This is a genomic window from Dyella subtropica, from assembly GCF_026283965.1.
Taxonomy (GTDB): domain Bacteria; phylum Pseudomonadota; class Gammaproteobacteria; order Xanthomonadales; family Rhodanobacteraceae; genus Dyella_D; species Dyella_D subtropica.
Genome location: NZ_JAPDPD010000011.1, coordinates 107879 through 124018 on the forward strand (window position 1 = coordinate 107879; position 16140 = coordinate 124018).

Genomic DNA, 16140 nt, shown 5'->3' on the forward strand with positions numbered 1-16140 from the left:
GCCGCTGTTGTAAAAAGCGCGGCCTTATCAGGTCGTCTCGCGCACAGGGTGCGCTCCTACAGGGGGCTTTGTGCCTGTGTTTAGGCTAGTTGCATGTCTCTTGGTCGCGCGCCTGGGAATACCGTTTGCAATTGCGCGGTGGACAATCCCCATGTGCGGCTGAACAACCCGCCGAGCAGATCGCGGTAGTTGTTGAGCACCGGATAGTCGCGGTTCTGCAACAGGCTCTGCGCATTCACCGCTACTTGCGAGCCGGCGATGCGGCCGCCGTTGATCTTGCCGCCAAGTACCCAATACACCGTGCCGTGACCGTGGTCGGTGCCCTTGTTGCCGTTCTCGCGGAAAGTGCGGCCGAACTCGGACACCACCACTACCACGGTGTTGTTCCACTCGTCGCCCAGTGCATCCGCATAGGCGGCCAGACCCTGGCCGAGGTTGGTGAGGTTGGTCGCCAGGCCGCCGGTGGTGCTGCCCTGATTCACGTGCGTGTCCCAGCCACCCACGTCGACGAAGCCCAGCCGGTACTGCTGGCGCATCAGGGTGGCGATGCGCTGCGTTTCCGCGGCGAAATTCTTCGCTGTGGCTGCCCCGCGGTTGGCTTTCTGCATCTCGTCCTGCAGATCCTTGGACACTTTCTGGCGCAACTCGAGCCCATCGGCCGCCGCCGCGGCGAGGCTGGTGCCCTTGTACATGTCGGCCAGAATCGCCGATTGCCGCTCATCGAATGCCGGCGTGGCCACGCCACGCAGCGAGATGTTCGGAATGTCCTTCTTGCCGCCCTGGAAGCTCAGCGGCAGCGCGTCGGTGAAGGCGATCGAAGGCACGTCGGTGAGCGCACCCGACAGGCGCGCCATGAAGCCGGAGCGGTAGTCGCTGCGTGGCGCAGTAGGTTCGCCGGACTCGATGTTGTCCTGCGTTTCGAAGTGGCTGCGCGACATATCGTCGGTGCCGGCAAACGGCACGAAGGCCAGCTGCTTGCGCTGCCACAGCGGATAGAGCGAGTCGCGCAGCACCGGGTTCAGGCCCCACTGGTTGTCGAGTGCAATGGCGCTGTTTGGGTTGGCGGCGTCAGGACGGGCGATAGCCAAGGTAGGGCGCGACTCGTAGTAGAAATCGCTGCCGTACGGCACCAGCAGGTTGTTGCAGTCGTAGCCGCCGCGCAGGAACACGAGCAGGAAGCGCGGTGCGCTGGCTGGCGCGGCGAACAGGCGGCCGGAGAAGGAGAGTGCGGGCGCGGCGACAGCGGCGGTCGCGGCGGCGAGCAGGAATTGTCGGCGGTTCATGATGGGCCTCGACGTGGTTCGTGTGGTTTGTCGCAAGAGCGTTACCCCCTCCCAGCCTCCCCCTGCCCCACGGGACTAGCTTCGCGTCGCAAGCAAGGGGAGGAGCCAAGAGCTTGCGACACCCTGCTCCCTCCCTTGCTTGCAGGGGAGGGCTGGGGAGGGGTAAGCCCTAGCGATAAGGCTTCATTCCTTGCAGCTGTTCTTTAGCGGTAGTTGAAGTCAGGAGACGACAACAGAAACGTATTCCACTCCTGCTGCGATGCAGCCTTGGCGAGCGCATCCCGCGTCGGCGTTGAGAGACGCGGATCGATCGCGTCGTAATACAGCTTGGACGTCAGCATCGGAAATCCGGGCGCGGTGGCATTGCTGCCTTCGGGCACGAACAGGCGGTTATTGCCGGTGCCGATGGCGCGGGCGATCTCGAAGCGTTTGGCCATCTGTCCGGAGCTGGCCCAGCCGCTGGCGTCGAGCGGCCAGCCATCCGGTGTCAGGCGCCCATAGATCGGCTCTCCCAGCTGGTTGAGCCAATTGAGCATCGGCTTGGCGTTGACCACCGGCTTGCCGTCGTAGGCCAGTCGCAAGGAGGACACGACGAACTGCGTCGGGTCCTTGAACTTCTTGCCCTGGCCGGCGATGAACTCCTTCGACTCGAGCATCGTGCGCAGTACTTTGGCGATGTCGCCGTCGGTGCGCTGGAAGGTCTTGGCCATCTTCGCCACCAAGGCCGGCGGGGGATCGTCGGCGACGAAGTAGCGGGCCAGCTTGGTCGAGATGAATTGCGCGCAGGCTGGCTGACGGGTGATCAGGTCGACCGCCTTTTCCACTTCATCGAAGCCGCTGCCCTTGATACGCTGGCCCAGCAGCACCTTGTCGCTGAAGTCGTGGCGCGCCGGATGGAATTCGAACAGGCCGTTGCGCACGTAGAGCGACGCGAATTTAGGATTGAGTTTTTGCGGGCGATCCTGCTTCGGTGCGATGCCGACGCCGGTAAGGATCAGTGCGAGCTGCTGTACATCCTGCTGCGTGTAGCCGGAGCCCACGCCTAGCGTATGCAGCTCCATCAGCTCGCGCGCGTAGTTTTCGTTGACGTGGCCTTTCGCATTTTGCGCATTGTCCAGAAACTCCAGCATGGCCGGGCTTTCCAGCGAGGCCATCACCAGGTCTTTGAACTTGCCTAGCGCATGCGGGCGGATGCTGCCTTCCGAGTATTCGCCCACCACCCAGCGCACGCGCCCCTTGGCGCCGTATACGCTGAAATGATTGAGCCAGAACCACACCATCTGTTCCTTCAGCTGGTTGGAGCCGTAGACGGCGCGCAGCAACTCGGTTTGTTGCGCTTGCTGCAGCAACTCGTTGGAGTGTTGTTGCTGGGCCTTCTGGGCGGCAACCTTGTCGTCGCCGTCCGGCATGTCCTTGATACGTTGCTGCTCGGCCTGCATGGTGGCGATCAGCTGATCGGGCGGTGTGCGCACCACTTCATAGCTGCTGATCAGCTCTGCGATCTCGGGCGGCAGGCGGTCGTCGCCCTTGCTGCTGAGCTGCTCATCCAGATAGCGCGCCCGGCCCAGCTCGCGGTAGCGAGCCACGCTGGCGCTATCCAGGTCGAAACCATCGCGCCGCAGCCAGGCGATGTCGTCGGCGCTGAGCGGTTCGGCGGTTCGAGCGGTGGCTATGGCGGGCCCCATAGCAAGCGCAAAGGCGAGCAGGGGAGATAGTTGACGTAGTGCTAGGCGGGTGCGGCGCATGCGTCTTGGCTTCCTGGCGAGGGACGACGGCGGATGTTGGTGTGAAGTCTCAACGCAGCACATTGCCGTTCGCCGACAACGGTAATTCATGGCCCGAGTCGTATTGGGACACGATTCATGCGAAGAGCAGGAAATCGCTTCGCGTCGCAGGAATTTGCGTGCGCTCTCAGAACTCGTCGACGAACTCTACGATGGCACCCAGCAAGGATGCCTCGACCTCTGCCACGTTATGCACGGCGTCGGCATGCAACGCATCGGGCGCGCGCACTTCGATGCAGACCAGCTCACCGCCGTTATCGTCCACCAGCTCGCTGGAGCTGGAGTCGTCCCGCGTGCCACTCATGAGATCGTCCACTTCTTCCACGTGCTCGATGCCATCGATGCCGTGCAAGGCATTGATCAGGGTGTCCACGGTGTCGCGGTTACCGGTCATGCGGATGCGGATCATGGGCATGTTGGGCTCCTGGGCGATCCGGCGCCCTGTTTATGATGAGCCAAAGCGCGTAAGCGCAAGGTGATCCCGGTTGTCTCGGCTACCATGCAGCGTTTGCCGGAGACCCCGCGATGACCAAGGCCTACGACCGCGCCTATTTCGACAAGTGGTACCGCGACTCGCGTCATGCGGTAGGTTCGCCGGCCGAGCTTCGGCGCAAGGTCGCCATGGTGGTGGCGCAAACCGAATATTACCTCGCCCGGCCGATCCGCAGCGTGCTGGATGTGGGCTGCGGCGAGGGGACGTGGCGCGCGCCGCTACGGGCCCTGCGGCCGGATATTCACTATCGCGGCCTGGACGCGAGCGACTACGTGGTGACGCGTTACGGACGCAGCCGGAATATCGGTCTGGCGCGCTTTGGCCAGCTGGCGGAGCTGCGTTTCGACCGGCGCTTCGACCTGATCGTGTGCACCGACGTGCTGCATTACCTCAAGCCGGCCGAAATCCGCGCCGGCTTGACCGGTATCGGCGACATGCTGGAGGGCATCGCGTTTCTTGAGGTGTTCACCAGCAAGGATGACGTGGCTGGAGACCACGACGGGTTCAACTCGCGCACGCCGGCCTGGTATCTGAAGGAGTTCGGCAAGGTGGGGCTGTTGTCGTGCGGGTCCCACTGTTATCTGGGGCCGCGGCTGGAGCGGCATATTGCGGCGCTGGAGCGGGCGCAGCTGATTTAGCTCGGTCAGGGCTCTCAGAGCCTCCAGTGCAGGAGCCCACCCTGTGGGCGAAAGCCCAGCGAAGCTGGGCTGATGTCCTGCCGGAGCGACCCCTAGGGTGGGCGCTTCACTCGGGCCATCCTCGGCCCTCGCCGTGCAAGCTGGCACTCCTGCCGGGCTGTCGCCCACCGGGTTGGCTCCTACAAGGGGGCGGAGGGGTGTTTTGTTGTGACGCTCAAACGAGCATCACATCCACCCCAGCGCCACGCAGCAAATCCACCACCTTCGCCTCGGCACTGTTGTCAGTAATGACGCGATGCAAATGCTGCACAGGCGTAATGACGGACAAGCTGCGCTGCCCCAGCTTGCTGGCATCGAACACCGCGATGGTTTCGCGCGAGACGCGAATCATCAATGCGTTGAGCGAGGCTTCGAGCGGATCGGGCGTCGTGACGCCAACGACCGGATCGAGGCCATCGACACCGAGAAAGAGTTTGTCGGCGGAAAGCTTGGACAACGCCTGCTCCGCATCCGGACCCACCAGCGAGTACGAGGTATCGCGCAATAGCCCGCCGAGCATCATCACGCGGATATGCGGCAGGCCGGACAACTCCAGCGCGATGTTGAGCGCGTTGGTGATGACCGTGAGCGACTCGAACTTCATCTGGCGGATCTGCCGCGCAATCTCCACCGTGGTGGAGCCGGAGTCGAGGATGATCGTTTCGCCATCGTGGATCAGTCGCGCCGCAGCCTGGCCGACGCGCAGCTTCTGCGCGTGGTAGCGCGTCTCCTTGATGTTCAGCGGCGTGTCGTGCGAGCTGGCCGCGATGGCGGGCAGGGCGCCGCCATGCGAGCGCGCGATGGCGGAGCTGCGCGCCAGTGCTTCGAGATCGTTGCGGATGGTGACGGTGGAGGTGCCGAAGCGGTTGGCCAGTTCATCCACCGTGGCGCGGCCCTGGTCTTCGACGTAGTCGACGATCAGGCGCCGGCGTTCTTCAACCAGCAGGCGGCGCGAGGGGGCGGATGCTTGGTCTTCACTCATAGGGGATGCGCAGAAGTCGGGCGGCGTTGTCATGGTATACCTTGCGCAGGATAGCGTCTGGCAGGTCCAGCCCATAGATCGACCAGCGCCCTTGCGGCGGCGTCTCGGCCGGCGCGTAGTCGAAGTACTCGTCGTCGGTTTCCAGAAAGCGGTAATAGATCTCGTACAGCGCGTCGCCGAATAGCTGCTGCGGCACGTCGTCGCCGTAAGGGGAGGGCACCGCATCGGTGCCGAACAGAATGCGGTCCTGGTAGCGCTCGAAGAAGCGCCGCGCCGTGCGCGGCTGGCGACCCAGTTCGCCGATGCGGGCGCTGATGTCCACCACCGTGTTGGGGTAGCGGTCCAGGCAGGCGGAAACCGCTTCGAGGTTCTCCGCGCCATTGCCCACGTGCATCAGCGCGAACGTGGTGTTGGGGTGGCGGGCGATCATGCGGTCGCGCGCGGCGAGGATCTCGGCATTGCTGGGGAATGCCGGGCCGTAGAACGACCAGTCCGGATGCCGGCTGAGTTCTTCGTAGCGTTCGTTGCTGGCGTCGGTGGGAAGAAAGAACGCCTCCGGGTCAGAGACATGCAGGAACACCGGCATGCCGTAGGCCGCGCACGCCTCCCACATCGGATCGAAGCGGCGATCGTCCACCGCCACCAGCGGACCGGAGTCGATCTGCTCGCGCAGGTAGAGGCCCAGGGACTTGAGCAGCTTCAGGCCGCGCGCGCCGATGCGATGAGCATGAGCGATAGCGTCGCCCTGCAGTTGCGCGTAGTTGGCTTCGGGAAACAACTCGTAGGACGGCTCGGTCAGTGTGAGGAAGCGCCCAGGCGCGGCCTCGTCGAAGGTACGGATGCTTTGTTCCAATCCCTTGCCGGTGCCGCCGGTGAGATTCACCAGGGTGCGGATGCCTTTGCGATCCATCACCGGCAACAGCTCGTCGGGCAGGGCAAATACGGTGATGTCCTCACCGACCGACACGCCGTTGCGGACGTTGCTGGTCCAGGTGAGATGCGTGTGCATGTCGATCACCGGAAAGCGTGGTCGCGCCACGCGCGTCTGCTTCACATGCAGCATGCTGCGCGGCTTGAAGTCGTACAGACGCAAGCCGCTCTTGCTGAGGTCCGGTGAGGTCGCGAGCTGGTTCTTGCTGCTTTCGACGCGCACGGTGCCGACGCCGGTGGGCGGTGCGCAGCAGAAGCAGGAACGGGGTTGGCTCATCGTGTGGTGCCTCGGTTCTTCTTCCTCTCCCCTCCGGGGAGAGGATCGAGGTGAGGGGGCGGGTGCTCGTGATCCGGTTTGTTCGAATCGCTCTTCGATAAGCGCTATCTCGAGCACCCACCCCTCACCCCAGCCCTCTCCCCCGTAAACAAATGGGTAAACGGGGGAGAGGGAGTTAAAGGCGCTCAGCGCGGGTACTTGGCCATGATCTTGTGCACTTCCTTGGTCAGCGCGATGGCCTGATCCAGCGGGCGCAGCCACATGTTGCGGCCGAACATCACGCCCTGGGCGCCGGAGGCCATGTAGAACTCGACCTTGCGCAGCACCGCCGCGTCGTCGTCGTTCTTCTCGCCGCCGGAGAACAGCACCATGGTGCGGCCGGCCGAACGCACTACGCGCCGGCTGCGCGCACCGGCGTCTTCCTGCAGCTGGTCATACGGTGCGGGTGCGTTGGTGCGGTTGTCGTTGGGTTCGTGCAACTTGACGATGTCGGCGCCCATTTCCAAGGCGACGCGCGCGGCGTAGTCCTGCGCGAACAGGGAGTTCTTGCCGCCCTTGGCTTCGATGGCTTCGCCGCGTGGGTACGACCACATCACCAGCGGCATGCCGAAGCGCTCGCAATCCTGGCGCACTTTTTCGAACTGGCGCAGCTCGTCGTGCTGGCGTGGCGAACCGACGTACATGGTGTAGCCGACGGCATCGGCACCGAGACGCACCGCGTCTTCCACCGATGCGAACAGCGGCGAGGTGGCCTCCGCATCGCTGGGGATATTGGTCTTGCCGTTGAGCTTGAGGATCAGCGGAATGCGGCCGCAGTACTCGCCCATGTACTTCTCGGCCAAGCCCACGCCAAGTGCGATCGCTGAGAAGTTGCCTTCGACGGCGAGACGGAACTGGTAGTCCGGGTCGATGGCGGGTGGGTTGGGGAAGAAGTCGGTCGGGCCATGTTCCAGCCCTTGGTCCAGCGGCAGCACCAACAGGCTGCCATTGCGCGGGCCGTGGCCGTAGAGAAGGCGCCACAGGCGGGTGCGCTTGCCGTGCGAAAGCGACAGTTTCGAAAACTTTTCGGAAGCTTCCGAAAGGGCTTGTGTGCTTTGATTCATTTCGAATACCCTGAATTCCGTGATCGAACGGTTTCACATTCGAGCGAATCGGGCAAAATGTCAATACTTGATAAGAAAGCGAAAGATAGTCTGGTCCTAGGCGAACTGCGTGCGCGCCCCTTGGCGACGCAGCAAGCAGAGGGCTACGCCGACACCCTGCGCGAGATTCTTCAACAGCCCGCCACCTGGCAGGGCACCGCGGCTCTATGGCGTGAGCCTTCTGTGCGCGAGCGCCTGGCGCGGGCGATGGCGCCACGGCCCGCGCATATCGTGCTGACCGGGTCGGGCAGTTCCATGTACATCGGCGAGTGTCTGGCGCCAACGCTGCGGGCGGGGCTTGGTATCGCTACGCAGGCGATTGCCGCCGGCACCTTGCTTACGCATTCGCGCAGCGTGCTGCCGCCGGGGCCGGGCTTGCTGGTCTCACTGGCCCGCTCGGGCGACAGCCCGGAGAGCTGCGGCGTGGTGGATCGGCTGTTGGCCGACGAGCCGGACTGGCGCCACCTGGTGATCACCTGCAATGCCAACGGCAAGTTGGCCACACGCTACAACCACGATCCTAGAGTCACCGTGCTGGTGCTGGACGAGCGCACCAACGACCGCAGCCTGGTGATGACCAGCAGTTTCACCAATCTGCTGCTGGCCGGCACCGGTTTGCTGCTTGGCACGGATGACGAACTCGCTGAAACCGCGGTCGCGCGATTGGCCGAAGTGGTCGGAGCGATCTTTGATACGCACGCCGATGCGCTGGCGCAGCTGGCATCGCGCGATTTCGATGCGGCGGTCTATCTCGGCAGCGGTGGCGCTATTGGTGCGGCGCACGAGGTCGCGTTGAAGATGGTGGAGATGACCGGCGGCAAGGTCATCACCATGGCCGAGACATTCCTGGGCTTGCGTCACGGGCCGATGTCGAGCATTCGCTCCTCGACCTTGATCGTTGGCCTGCTGTCGCCCGATCCGGCTGTCCGCGGTTACGAACTCGATTTGCTGCGCGAGCTTTCGCGCAAGCAGCTGGGCATGGCGAAGCTGCTGGTAGGCGAGGGCATTCCCGCCGATGTGCTGGCACCAGGCGATGTCGCCGTCGATCTGCATGGTCTGGGGCATGACGGCGACGTGCCTTCGCTGCTGGCTGGCGTGGTGGCGGGGCAGCTGCTTGCGATGTTCCGTTGCCTGCACCTGGGCGACCGGCCGGATACGCCGTCGCAAGGCGTGCTTACCCGTGTCGTGCAGGACTTCACCCTCCACGGGGCAGGCGCGTGACGGTGGCCGGCCCTGCGAAACCCGATCTGATTAAACACGTCCTGGTAGTGGGCGAGGTCAATGTCGACCTCGTGCTCAAGGGGCTGCACGCCGCTCCGGCGCCCGGTCAGGAAGTGCTGGCCGACGATTTCCTGATGACGCCGGGTAGCTCGTCGATGATCTGCGCGATGGGGTTGGCGCGGCTGGGCAATCCCGTCGCTTTCCACGGCAAGCTCGGTCGGGACGCGTGGGGCGAGTATTGCCTCGACGCGTTGCGCTCGGCCGGCATCGACGTGGCCTCGCTGCAACCGGATGCTGCGTTGCGCACCGGCGTCACCGTATCGTTGTCCACACCGCGTGATCGTTCGCTGGTTACGTTCGCTGGCGCGATCGCCTCCCTGCATGCCGAAGAAGTCGACACGGCGTTGTTGGAGCGCGCCGAGCATCTGCACGTGTCCTCGTACTACCTGCAGAAGGCTTTGCGTGCAGGCTGTCGCGATCTGTTGGCGCGTGCGCATGCGGTCGGTCTCAGCACGTCGCTTGATCCCGGCTTCGATCCGGAGCAGCAGTGGGGTTCCGATCTGAGCGACACGCTGCAAGAGGTCGATCTGTTCCTTCCCAATGAGGAGGAGCTGAAGGCGATTACCGGCCATCACGACCTGCTCGATGCGCTGATCGCGCTCGACAACGGTCGCACGCGCACTGTCGTGAAGCGTGGCCGCCTCGGCTGCGCCACCTTGCACGAAGGGAAACTGCTTGAAGTGCCTGCGCACGTTGTGGATGCCGTAGATAGCACCGGTGCCGGCGATTCCTTCGATGCCGGCTTCCTGCACGCGTGGCTGCGTGAATGGTCATTGCAGGATTGCCTGCGCTGGGGCAGCGCCTGTGGAAGCTTGTCCACGCGCGGCATGGGTGGCACGACGCGGCAGGCGAGTGTGGACGAGGTCCAGGCGTTGTTGGCGGGCGCCGCATGATTACGGTCGGCGGATTCAACACAGCGATCGACCGGTTGATCAGGATCGACACGTTGCGCTGCGGCGAGGTCAACCGCGCGATCGATGAGCAGGTGTATCCCGGCGGTAAGGGCTTGCATGTCGCGCAGACCATCGCCGCGCTGGGCGAGCGGGTGCAATTGGTCGGCCTGATCGATGCGGCGCATCGCAATCTGATCACGCAGCACCTGAGCAGGCGCGGCACCTTGTTTCATGGCGTCGAGATTCCCGCCAGCATCCGCACCTGCATGGCACTGCAGGATGCGTCAGGGCAGATCACGGAAGTCCTGGGTCAAGGACCACAGCTGAACAAGGCGCAGCGCGAAGCGCTTTTGCTGACGTTCCGGCGCTGCATCGATGAAAGCGATTTGATGATTCTTTCGGGCAGTTTGCCGCGCGGACTCGCGGAGTCCACCTATGCCGAGCTGACCGCACAGGTGCGTGACGCCGGCAAGCGTTGCATGGTCGATGCCAGTGGTCAGGCGATGCGACATGCGTTGCAGGCGCAACCCTTCCTGATCAAGCCCAATCGCGACGAGATCGTCGAACTGCTCGGCCGCCCGATCGACGGCCTGGAAGCCGCCACCGACGCTGCGCGCGAACTGTTTTCGCAGGGTGTCGCGATGCCGGTCGTGACGATGGGCGCGATGGGTGCCATCGCCGTTGACGAAAGCGGCGTATGGCATGCCTCGATCGAGCTGGCGCAGATCCGCAACACCGTGGGCTCGGGCGATTGCCTGCTGGCCGGGATGGCGGTGGGCACGGTGCGTGGCATGCCGCTGGAGCAGACGCTGCGACTCGGTGTGGCCTGTGGCGCGGCCAATGCCGCCGCCGAGGAAACCGGCTTCGTCGAGCGAAGGATGGTGGAGACCTTGCTTCCCCAGGTGCATGTGCATCGCCTGGCGGATGCCGTGAAACGGCGTTGAACGAACGGTTGGCCTCCATGGAGGCTGGCTATTTGCGTTGGAGGTTTTAGGGCAATGAGACAGGTTCGTGGAGCGGTGGAGTTTCCACGGACATTCATCAACGACTGCGTCAGACGGGGAGAAGTCAGGTGTCTGCGTAGTCTGCAAATGAACCACGGGAGAGGGTAGTCATGCGTGCTAATAAGAGTGGTGGTTGTACGGCGGATGGCAAGGGGAGTCGAGTGCTCGCTTCGTCCATCAGCAAGTCGGTGATGGCCATGCAGGTGGCGTGGGCACTGAGCGGTCTGGCGTTTGCGGGCAGTGCGGTGGCGCAGGTCGATACGTCGACCTCGACGGATGCACCCGCCGTCAAGACGACGGCAAAGAAGAAAGACCAGGACACCAGTCAGTCCGCGCCCGAGAAAGCGGTGCGCCTGCAGCAGGTGACCGTGACTGGTTCGAACATCCGCAGCGTCGACGTGGCGGATGCGCAGCCGGTGATCACGATCGACCGTGTGGCGATCGAACGCCAGGGTTTCGCCACGGTCGGGCAGATTCTGCAAAACCTATCCTCCGCCAGCACGCCGGATCTGAGCATGTCGGCGCCCGGCGATCTCGGTCCCAACCAGGGCGGGCAGTTCATCAACCTGCGTGGCCTTGGTGCGCCGCGGACGCTGGTGCTGGTCGATGGTCAGCGCATTGGTGCCGCCCACGGTGGCTACACCAATATCAACGTGATTCCGGTCTCGATCATCGACCATGTCGATGTGCTCGCCAATGGCGCATCAGCTGTCTATGGTTCCGATGCGATCGCCGGTGTGATCAACATCATCACCCGCAAGAATTTCAACGGCGCCGAGGTCAATACCTATAACGGCATCTATGCGCCGCACGGCGACGGCGCGCAGAGCCAGTACGACTTCACCTTCGGTAAAAGCACGGACAAGTGGGGCGTGGTGTTCAGCGCCTCGTATCAGGACCAGCGGCCGGTATGGACCAGCTCGCGCGATTTCTCGAGCTATCCCTGGACCGATCGTCATCCGTACTACGGCCGGACCTATGTGGGCCTGCAGCCGATCATCCGAGGCGCTCCCTTCCCCGATGGTAGTCATCACACCGTCGTGCTGAACCCGGGCGGCGATCCGTTCAATCTCAACGACTATCACCGGGTCCAGCCGCGCGTGTTCAACGCGGGTGGCGATGTGGGCAGTCTCGCCGATGCCGGCGACTACACCTACAACAACCTCAGCGGCCACCAGAACATGTTGCACACGGCCGATACGACGAAAAACCTGTATCTGGACACCCACTACAACATCACGTCGAACATCACCGCCAGGTTCAACGCCGGCTACAACATCGATCACGAGAAGGCGACGGCAGGCACCAGCACGCTCTACAGCGGCATGGGTGGGCATGACAACTTTCCGTCCTTGCTGTCCGCCGACAGTTACTACAACCCGTTCAACCAACCCGGGATGACGCCGCAGGACGTGCAGTTCTATCGCAAGCTCGCCGGTGTCACCTTCAATAGCTACAACAATCCCAAGAACTATCGCTACAGCGTTGGCCTGGACGGCAACTTCAGCATGGGCGAGCACCTGTTCAACTGGGACGTCAATTACTACGACAGCAAGATCACCGGCATCAATACGCGCACGGGTTATTTCAACCTGATCCACGCGCGCGATGCGCTCGGCCCGTCGTTCAAGGGTGCCGACGGCGTGGTTCGTTGCGGAACACAAGGCAATGTCATCGCCGGTTGTGTGCCGGTGAATGCGCTGGGCACCATTACGCCGGACATGCTTCAGTACCTGCTGATCAACAGCGTCGAGCGTTACGGCAGCAACGAGAAGGCGGCCACGGCCGATTTCGGCGGCGACTTGTTCACCCTGCCGGGCGGTCAATTTAGTTTCGCGACGGGTGTGCAGCATCGCGCCGTGTCCGGCTACGACAGCCCGGATGCGTTCGCGGCTGCCGGCAATTCCACCGATGGTGCGGTGGGTCCGAACAAAGGCAGCTATTCCTTGAACGAGGGGTATGCCGAGGTCAACGCGCCGTTGCTGAAAGATCTGCCAGGCATTCGCAGCCTTTCGCTGGATGCGGCGATTCGCTATTCGAGCTACAGCAACTTCGGCAGCACCACCAACAGCTCGTTCAAGCTGACCTGGCAGCCGATCGAGGATCTGCTGGTGCGTGCCAGCTACGGCACCGGCTTCCGTGCGCCTACCGTCAACGATCTCTATCAGGGGCGCTACAACGCGGGTGGTTTTACCGACCCGTGCGATGCGGTTTACGGGCCGGCAGGTTACGGCTACAGCCCGGTGGTGGCGCAACGCTGTCTGACCGGATTTGGCGGCCTGCCCGGCGTGGGTCCCAATTTCCGGCAGGTGGATATGACCGGTCAGCCGGTGACTCAAGCCGATGCGGCCGGCATTACCGAGAGCTTCAACGGCGGCAACCCGCATTTGAAACCGGAAACCTCGTACAACGGACAGCTCGGCCTGGTCTACAGTCCGTCGTGGTTGCAGGGCTTCAACTTCACGCTCGACTACTGGCGCTACAACATCCGCAACCTGATCACCGGCATCACCAATGATCAGGTGCTGGCGAACTGTTACCAGTACGGCCTCACGGATTCCTGCGGGCAGTTCCAGCGGCAGGCCGGATCGAACCAGATCATCAATCTGCTGAATCTCGAAACCAATGCGGGTTGGCAGAAGACGGCGGGCTACGATTTCTCGTTTGCCTATGCGTTGCCCAAGTATTCGTTCGGGCAATTCAAGCTGGGCCTGACCGGCACCTACGTCGACAGCTACAACATGCTGCCGACGATCGGTTCGGCCGTCGTCTACGGTGCGGGCATCGCTTCGGCGCAGACATCGATGTCGGTCTGGCGTTTGCGCGGCAACTTTACGGTGGACTGGTCATGGCATGATTTCGGTGCCAACTGGACCATGCGCTACTTCTCGCCATTGAAGGCGCCGTGTGCGTTCCCGCCGCCGGATACACGCTCGGCCTTCCCGTGCACCTTGCCCAATTACTACGCGCCCGGGGTAGGCCCGCAGCCGATGACGCAGATCGCCTCGGTCACCTTCAGCGACGCGCAGGTGTATTGGAAGGCGCCGTGGAACGCTACGATCTCGCTGGGTGCCAACAACATCTTCGATCGCAAGGGGCCGTACATCTACGGCGGCTACGCCGGTAGCGACACGCCGTACAACTACAACGCGTCGTACGACATCGGTCGCTACGTGTACGTGCGCTATCAGCAGAAGTTCTGACGAGTGGGGCGGCCACGCCGCCCTTTCCTCTCCGCGGTGCCGTGCCGCGGGGCCTGTTCACCCGGATCGGCGCGCCGGTGGAGATCGCCGCCGCGTCGTCCGGACTGCCCGAGAGAGTGAGGCATGCGCTTGACTACCAAAACCAGCCCCCGTGAAGGCGCGTCAGCGCGCCCGAGCAAACGATATGCCGGTCACGGCCAACTGCTGCTTGCGATGCTCGCGGCCAGCATGGTGAGCGTGTTGAATGCCACGCCTGCCCAGCAGGCCGCCACCTTCCAGAAACACGGCGAAACGCAGCAGTTCGGCAACGCCGTGATGAGTGCGACATGGAAGCTGTCCGGCGACAAGCTGAGCGACCTGGTGGTGGTCGATGCGCTGAATCAGCAACAGTTTCCTGTAACGGCCCCCTTTGTCTTGGTGCTTGCGGATGGCCGCAAGCTGGCCACCGCTGATTTTCGCGTGATGTCGGCACCCAAGCAGGTAAAGCTGCGGGTCGATCCCCATGCCTCCAGCGTGGTAGAGCGCCTTCCGGGTAGCGCGGTCCAGGCCAGCTTTGGCGATGCGGAGGGCCGCTTTCGTATCGACTGGCAGTGGGTGCAGCGCGAAGGTTCGGACTATCTGCGCGAAGTGGTGACAGTCACGGCGCTGAAGCAGGACGAGCAGATCAACAAGGTCGAGCTACTGCAGGCCCAGGCCAGCGATGCCGAAGTGGTGGGCACGGTACCGGGCTCGCCGATCGTGGCGGGTCGCGACTATTTTGGTTTCGAACATCCGCTTTCCAGTAGCGAGGTGCATGGCAAGCAGGTGCGTCTGTGGATCGAACGCGGGTTGCCCTTGCCCAAGGGGCAGTCGATGACCTATTCGGCGGTGGTCGGCGCCACGCATGACGAGCAGCTCCGTCGTGACTTCCTGACGTATCTGGAGCGCGAGCGCGCGCATCCCTACCGGCCGTTTCTGCACTACAACTCCTGGTACGACATCGGCTACTTCACGCCGTACACGCAAGAGCAGGCGCTGGATCGCATCCATGCGTTCGGCGAGGCGCTGAGCGTCCAGCGCGGCGTGAAGCTCGACTCGTATCTGTTCGATGACGGCTGGGACGATCTCAGCGGAAGCTGGCATTTCAGCAAGGACTTCCCGCAGGGCTTCAAGCCGCTGCGTGATGCAGCGGCGAAGTACGGCGCCTCACCGGGGGTGTGGTTGTCGCCGTGGGGCGGTTACAGCAAGCCGAAGGACGTTCGCGTCGAGCATGGCAAGGCGACCGGTTACGAAATCATCGACGGCGGCTTCGCCCTGTCGGGTCCGAAGTACTACCAGCGTTTCCATGATGCGGTGTTGGAACTGGTCAAGGACAACGGCATCAACCAGTTCAAGTTCGACGGCACGGGCAACGCGAACAAGGTGTTCCCGGGCAGTCGTTTCACCAGCGATTTCGATGCGGCGATCCAGCTGATCGAGGATGTGCGTCAAGCCAAGCCGGATACCTTCATCAATCTCACCACCGGCACCATGGCCTCGCCGTTCTGGCTGCGCTATGCCGATTCGATCTGGCGCGATGGCGAGGACGACAGCGAGACCGGCGTGGGCAGCACGCGCGAGCGCTGGATCACCTACCGCGACCAGCAGACCTACCAGAACATCGTGATCAAGGGGCCGCTGTTCCCGCTCAACTCGCTGATGCTCCACGGCATCATCTACGCGAAGGAGAACCGCAAGCTCAACGTCGATCCGGGTCATGATTTTGCTAACGAAGTGCGTTCGTACTTCGCTACCGGCACCCAGCTACAGGAGCTGTACATCACGCCTTCGTTGTTGAGTACGCAGGATTGGGACGTGCTGGCTGAAGCGGCGCGCTGGTCGCGAGCCAATGCCGACACGTTGCGCGACACGCACTGGATCGGCGGCGATCCGGGCCGGTTGAACGTCTACGGCTGGGCCGCGTGGTCGCCGCAAAAATCGATCATCACCTTGCGCAATCCGGATGCGCGGGCGCAGACCGCGGTGATCGATCTGCAGCGCCAGCTTGAACTGCCGAAGGATGCAGCTCGCCGCTTTAGCGTGAGTGATGTCTGGAAGACCGGCGGCAGTCAGGTGCCTGAGCAGCTGGATGCCGATCATCCCGGCACGGTGCAGCTGGCGCCGTTCCAGGTGCTGACGCTGGAGCTGATACCGAGGTAGGAGCGCACCCCGA

Annotated in this window: 12 protein-coding genes; 6 read left to right on the top strand and 6 right to left on the bottom strand. The window is 63.2% G+C overall.

All coding sequences use genetic code 11. The features are described from left to right. Positions 1–80 precede the first annotated feature (80 nt). The 3 genes from OUZ45_RS11335 to OUZ45_RS11345 all read right to left on the bottom strand — a co-directional run bounded on the left by OUZ45_RS11335 (position 81) and on the right by OUZ45_RS11345 (position 3482). The gene (locus OUZ45_RS11335) at positions 81–1283 is read right to left on the bottom strand and encodes a DUF1501 domain-containing protein (protein ID WP_266170175.1); all 1203 of its coding nucleotides are present in this window, start codon (positions 1281–1283) and stop codon (positions 81–83) included. A gap of 203 nt (positions 1284–1486) precedes the next feature. Beyond that, complete coding sequence (locus OUZ45_RS11340) at positions 1487–3028, bottom strand: DUF1800 domain-containing protein (RefSeq protein WP_266170176.1); 1542 nt, start codon at positions 3026–3028, stop codon at positions 1487–1489. Positions 3029–3194: 166 nt separating this feature from the next. Then, entirely contained in the window at positions 3195–3482 is a 288-nt protein-coding gene (locus OUZ45_RS11345) for a hypothetical protein (protein ID WP_266170177.1), read from the bottom strand. Between the two features lie 110 nt (positions 3483–3592). Here OUZ45_RS11345 and OUZ45_RS11350 point away from each other — a divergent pair, with 110 nt between their 5' ends. Continuing rightward, positions 3593–4198 (top strand): class I SAM-dependent DNA methyltransferase, encoded by a 606-nt coding sequence (locus OUZ45_RS11350; RefSeq protein WP_266170178.1) that lies wholly within the window; start codon positions 3593–3595, stop codon positions 4196–4198. A 214-nt stretch (positions 4199–4412) separates the two neighbouring features. Here OUZ45_RS11350 and OUZ45_RS11355 read toward each other — a convergent pair whose 3' ends face one another. The 3 genes from OUZ45_RS11355 to OUZ45_RS11365 form a co-directional block, all read right to left on the bottom strand. Beyond that, positions 4413–5219, bottom strand: a complete 807-nt coding sequence (locus tag OUZ45_RS11355; protein ID WP_266170179.1) for a DeoR/GlpR family DNA-binding transcription regulator — start codon at positions 5217–5219, stop codon at positions 4413–4415. Further along, entirely contained in the window at positions 5212–6426 is a 1215-nt protein-coding gene (locus tag OUZ45_RS11360; protein ID WP_266170180.1) for an amidohydrolase family protein, read from the bottom strand. The genes OUZ45_RS11355 and OUZ45_RS11360 overlap by 8 nt, the downstream gene beginning before the upstream one ends. Before the next feature lie 185 nt (positions 6427–6611). Further along, complete coding sequence (locus tag OUZ45_RS11365; protein ID WP_266170181.1) at positions 6612–7529, bottom strand: class I fructose-bisphosphate aldolase; 918 nt, start codon at positions 7527–7529, stop codon at positions 6612–6614. 57 nt (positions 7530–7586) lie between these two features. On the opposite strand from OUZ45_RS11365, the gene OUZ45_RS11370 reads away from it, so the two are divergent. The 5 genes from OUZ45_RS11370 to OUZ45_RS11390 all read left to right on the top strand — a co-directional run bounded on the left by OUZ45_RS11370 (position 7587) and on the right by OUZ45_RS11390 (position 16127). Then, on the top strand, positions 7587–8789 hold the full coding sequence (locus OUZ45_RS11370; RefSeq protein ID WP_266170183.1) for an SIS domain-containing protein: 1203 nt from the start codon (positions 7587–7589) through the stop codon (positions 8787–8789). Beyond that, positions 8786–9742, top strand: coding sequence for a carbohydrate kinase family protein (locus tag OUZ45_RS11375; RefSeq protein ID WP_266170184.1), 957 nt, complete (start codon positions 8786–8788; stop codon positions 9740–9742). Before OUZ45_RS11370 ends, OUZ45_RS11375 begins: the two co-directional genes overlap by 4 nt. Next, positions 9739–10686 carry a 1-phosphofructokinase family hexose kinase gene (locus tag OUZ45_RS11380; RefSeq protein WP_266170186.1) on the top strand — a complete coding sequence of 316 codons (948 nt, stop codon included), beginning with the start codon at positions 9739–9741 and terminating at the stop codon, positions 10684–10686. The genes OUZ45_RS11375 and OUZ45_RS11380 overlap by 4 nt, the downstream gene beginning before the upstream one ends. 170 nt (positions 10687–10856) lie before the next feature. Next, positions 10857–13949, top strand: coding sequence for a TonB-dependent receptor plug domain-containing protein (locus OUZ45_RS11385; RefSeq protein ID WP_266170187.1), 3093 nt, complete (start codon positions 10857–10859; stop codon positions 13947–13949). 123 nt (positions 13950–14072) lie between these two features. After that, entirely contained in the window at positions 14073–16127 is a 2055-nt protein-coding gene (locus tag OUZ45_RS11390; protein WP_266170188.1) for an alpha-galactosidase, read from the top strand. Positions 16128–16140 lie beyond the last annotated feature (13 nt).

What these genes read in the sequence shown, in the direction of transcription:
- OUZ45_RS11350 (WP_266170178.1), top strand. Translation starts at nt 3,593, where the DNA reads ATGACCAAGGCCTACGACCGCGCCTATTTCGACAAGTGGTACCGCGAC.
- OUZ45_RS11360 (WP_266170180.1), bottom strand. Translation starts at nt 6,426, where the DNA reads ATGAGCCAACCCCGTTCCTGCTTCTGCTGCGCACCGCCCACCGGCGTC.
- OUZ45_RS11365 (WP_266170181.1), bottom strand. Translation starts at nt 7,529, where the DNA reads ATGAATCAAAGCACACAAGCCCTTTCGGAAGCTTCCGAAAAGTTTTCG.
- OUZ45_RS11390 (WP_266170188.1), top strand. Translation starts at nt 14,073, where the DNA reads ATGCGCTTGACTACCAAAACCAGCCCCCGTGAAGGCGCGTCAGCGCGC.
- OUZ45_RS11340 (WP_266170176.1), bottom strand. Translation starts at nt 3,028, where the DNA reads ATGCGCCGCACCCGCCTAGCACTACGTCAACTATCTCCCCTGCTCGCC.
- OUZ45_RS11335 (WP_266170175.1), bottom strand. Translation starts at nt 1,283, where the DNA reads ATGAACCGCCGACAATTCCTGCTCGCCGCCGCGACCGCCGCTGTCGCC.
- OUZ45_RS11385 (WP_266170187.1), top strand. Translation starts at nt 10,857, where the DNA reads ATGCGTGCTAATAAGAGTGGTGGTTGTACGGCGGATGGCAAGGGGAGT.
- OUZ45_RS11355 (WP_266170179.1), bottom strand. Translation starts at nt 5,219, where the DNA reads ATGAGTGAAGACCAAGCATCCGCCCCCTCGCGCCGCCTGCTGGTTGAA.
- OUZ45_RS11370 (WP_266170183.1), top strand. Translation starts at nt 7,587, where the DNA reads ATGTCAATACTTGATAAGAAAGCGAAAGATAGTCTGGTCCTAGGCGAA.
- OUZ45_RS11380 (WP_266170186.1), top strand. Translation starts at nt 9,739, where the DNA reads ATGATTACGGTCGGCGGATTCAACACAGCGATCGACCGGTTGATCAGG.
- OUZ45_RS11345 (WP_266170177.1), bottom strand. Translation starts at nt 3,482, where the DNA reads ATGCCCATGATCCGCATCCGCATGACCGGTAACCGCGACACCGTGGAC.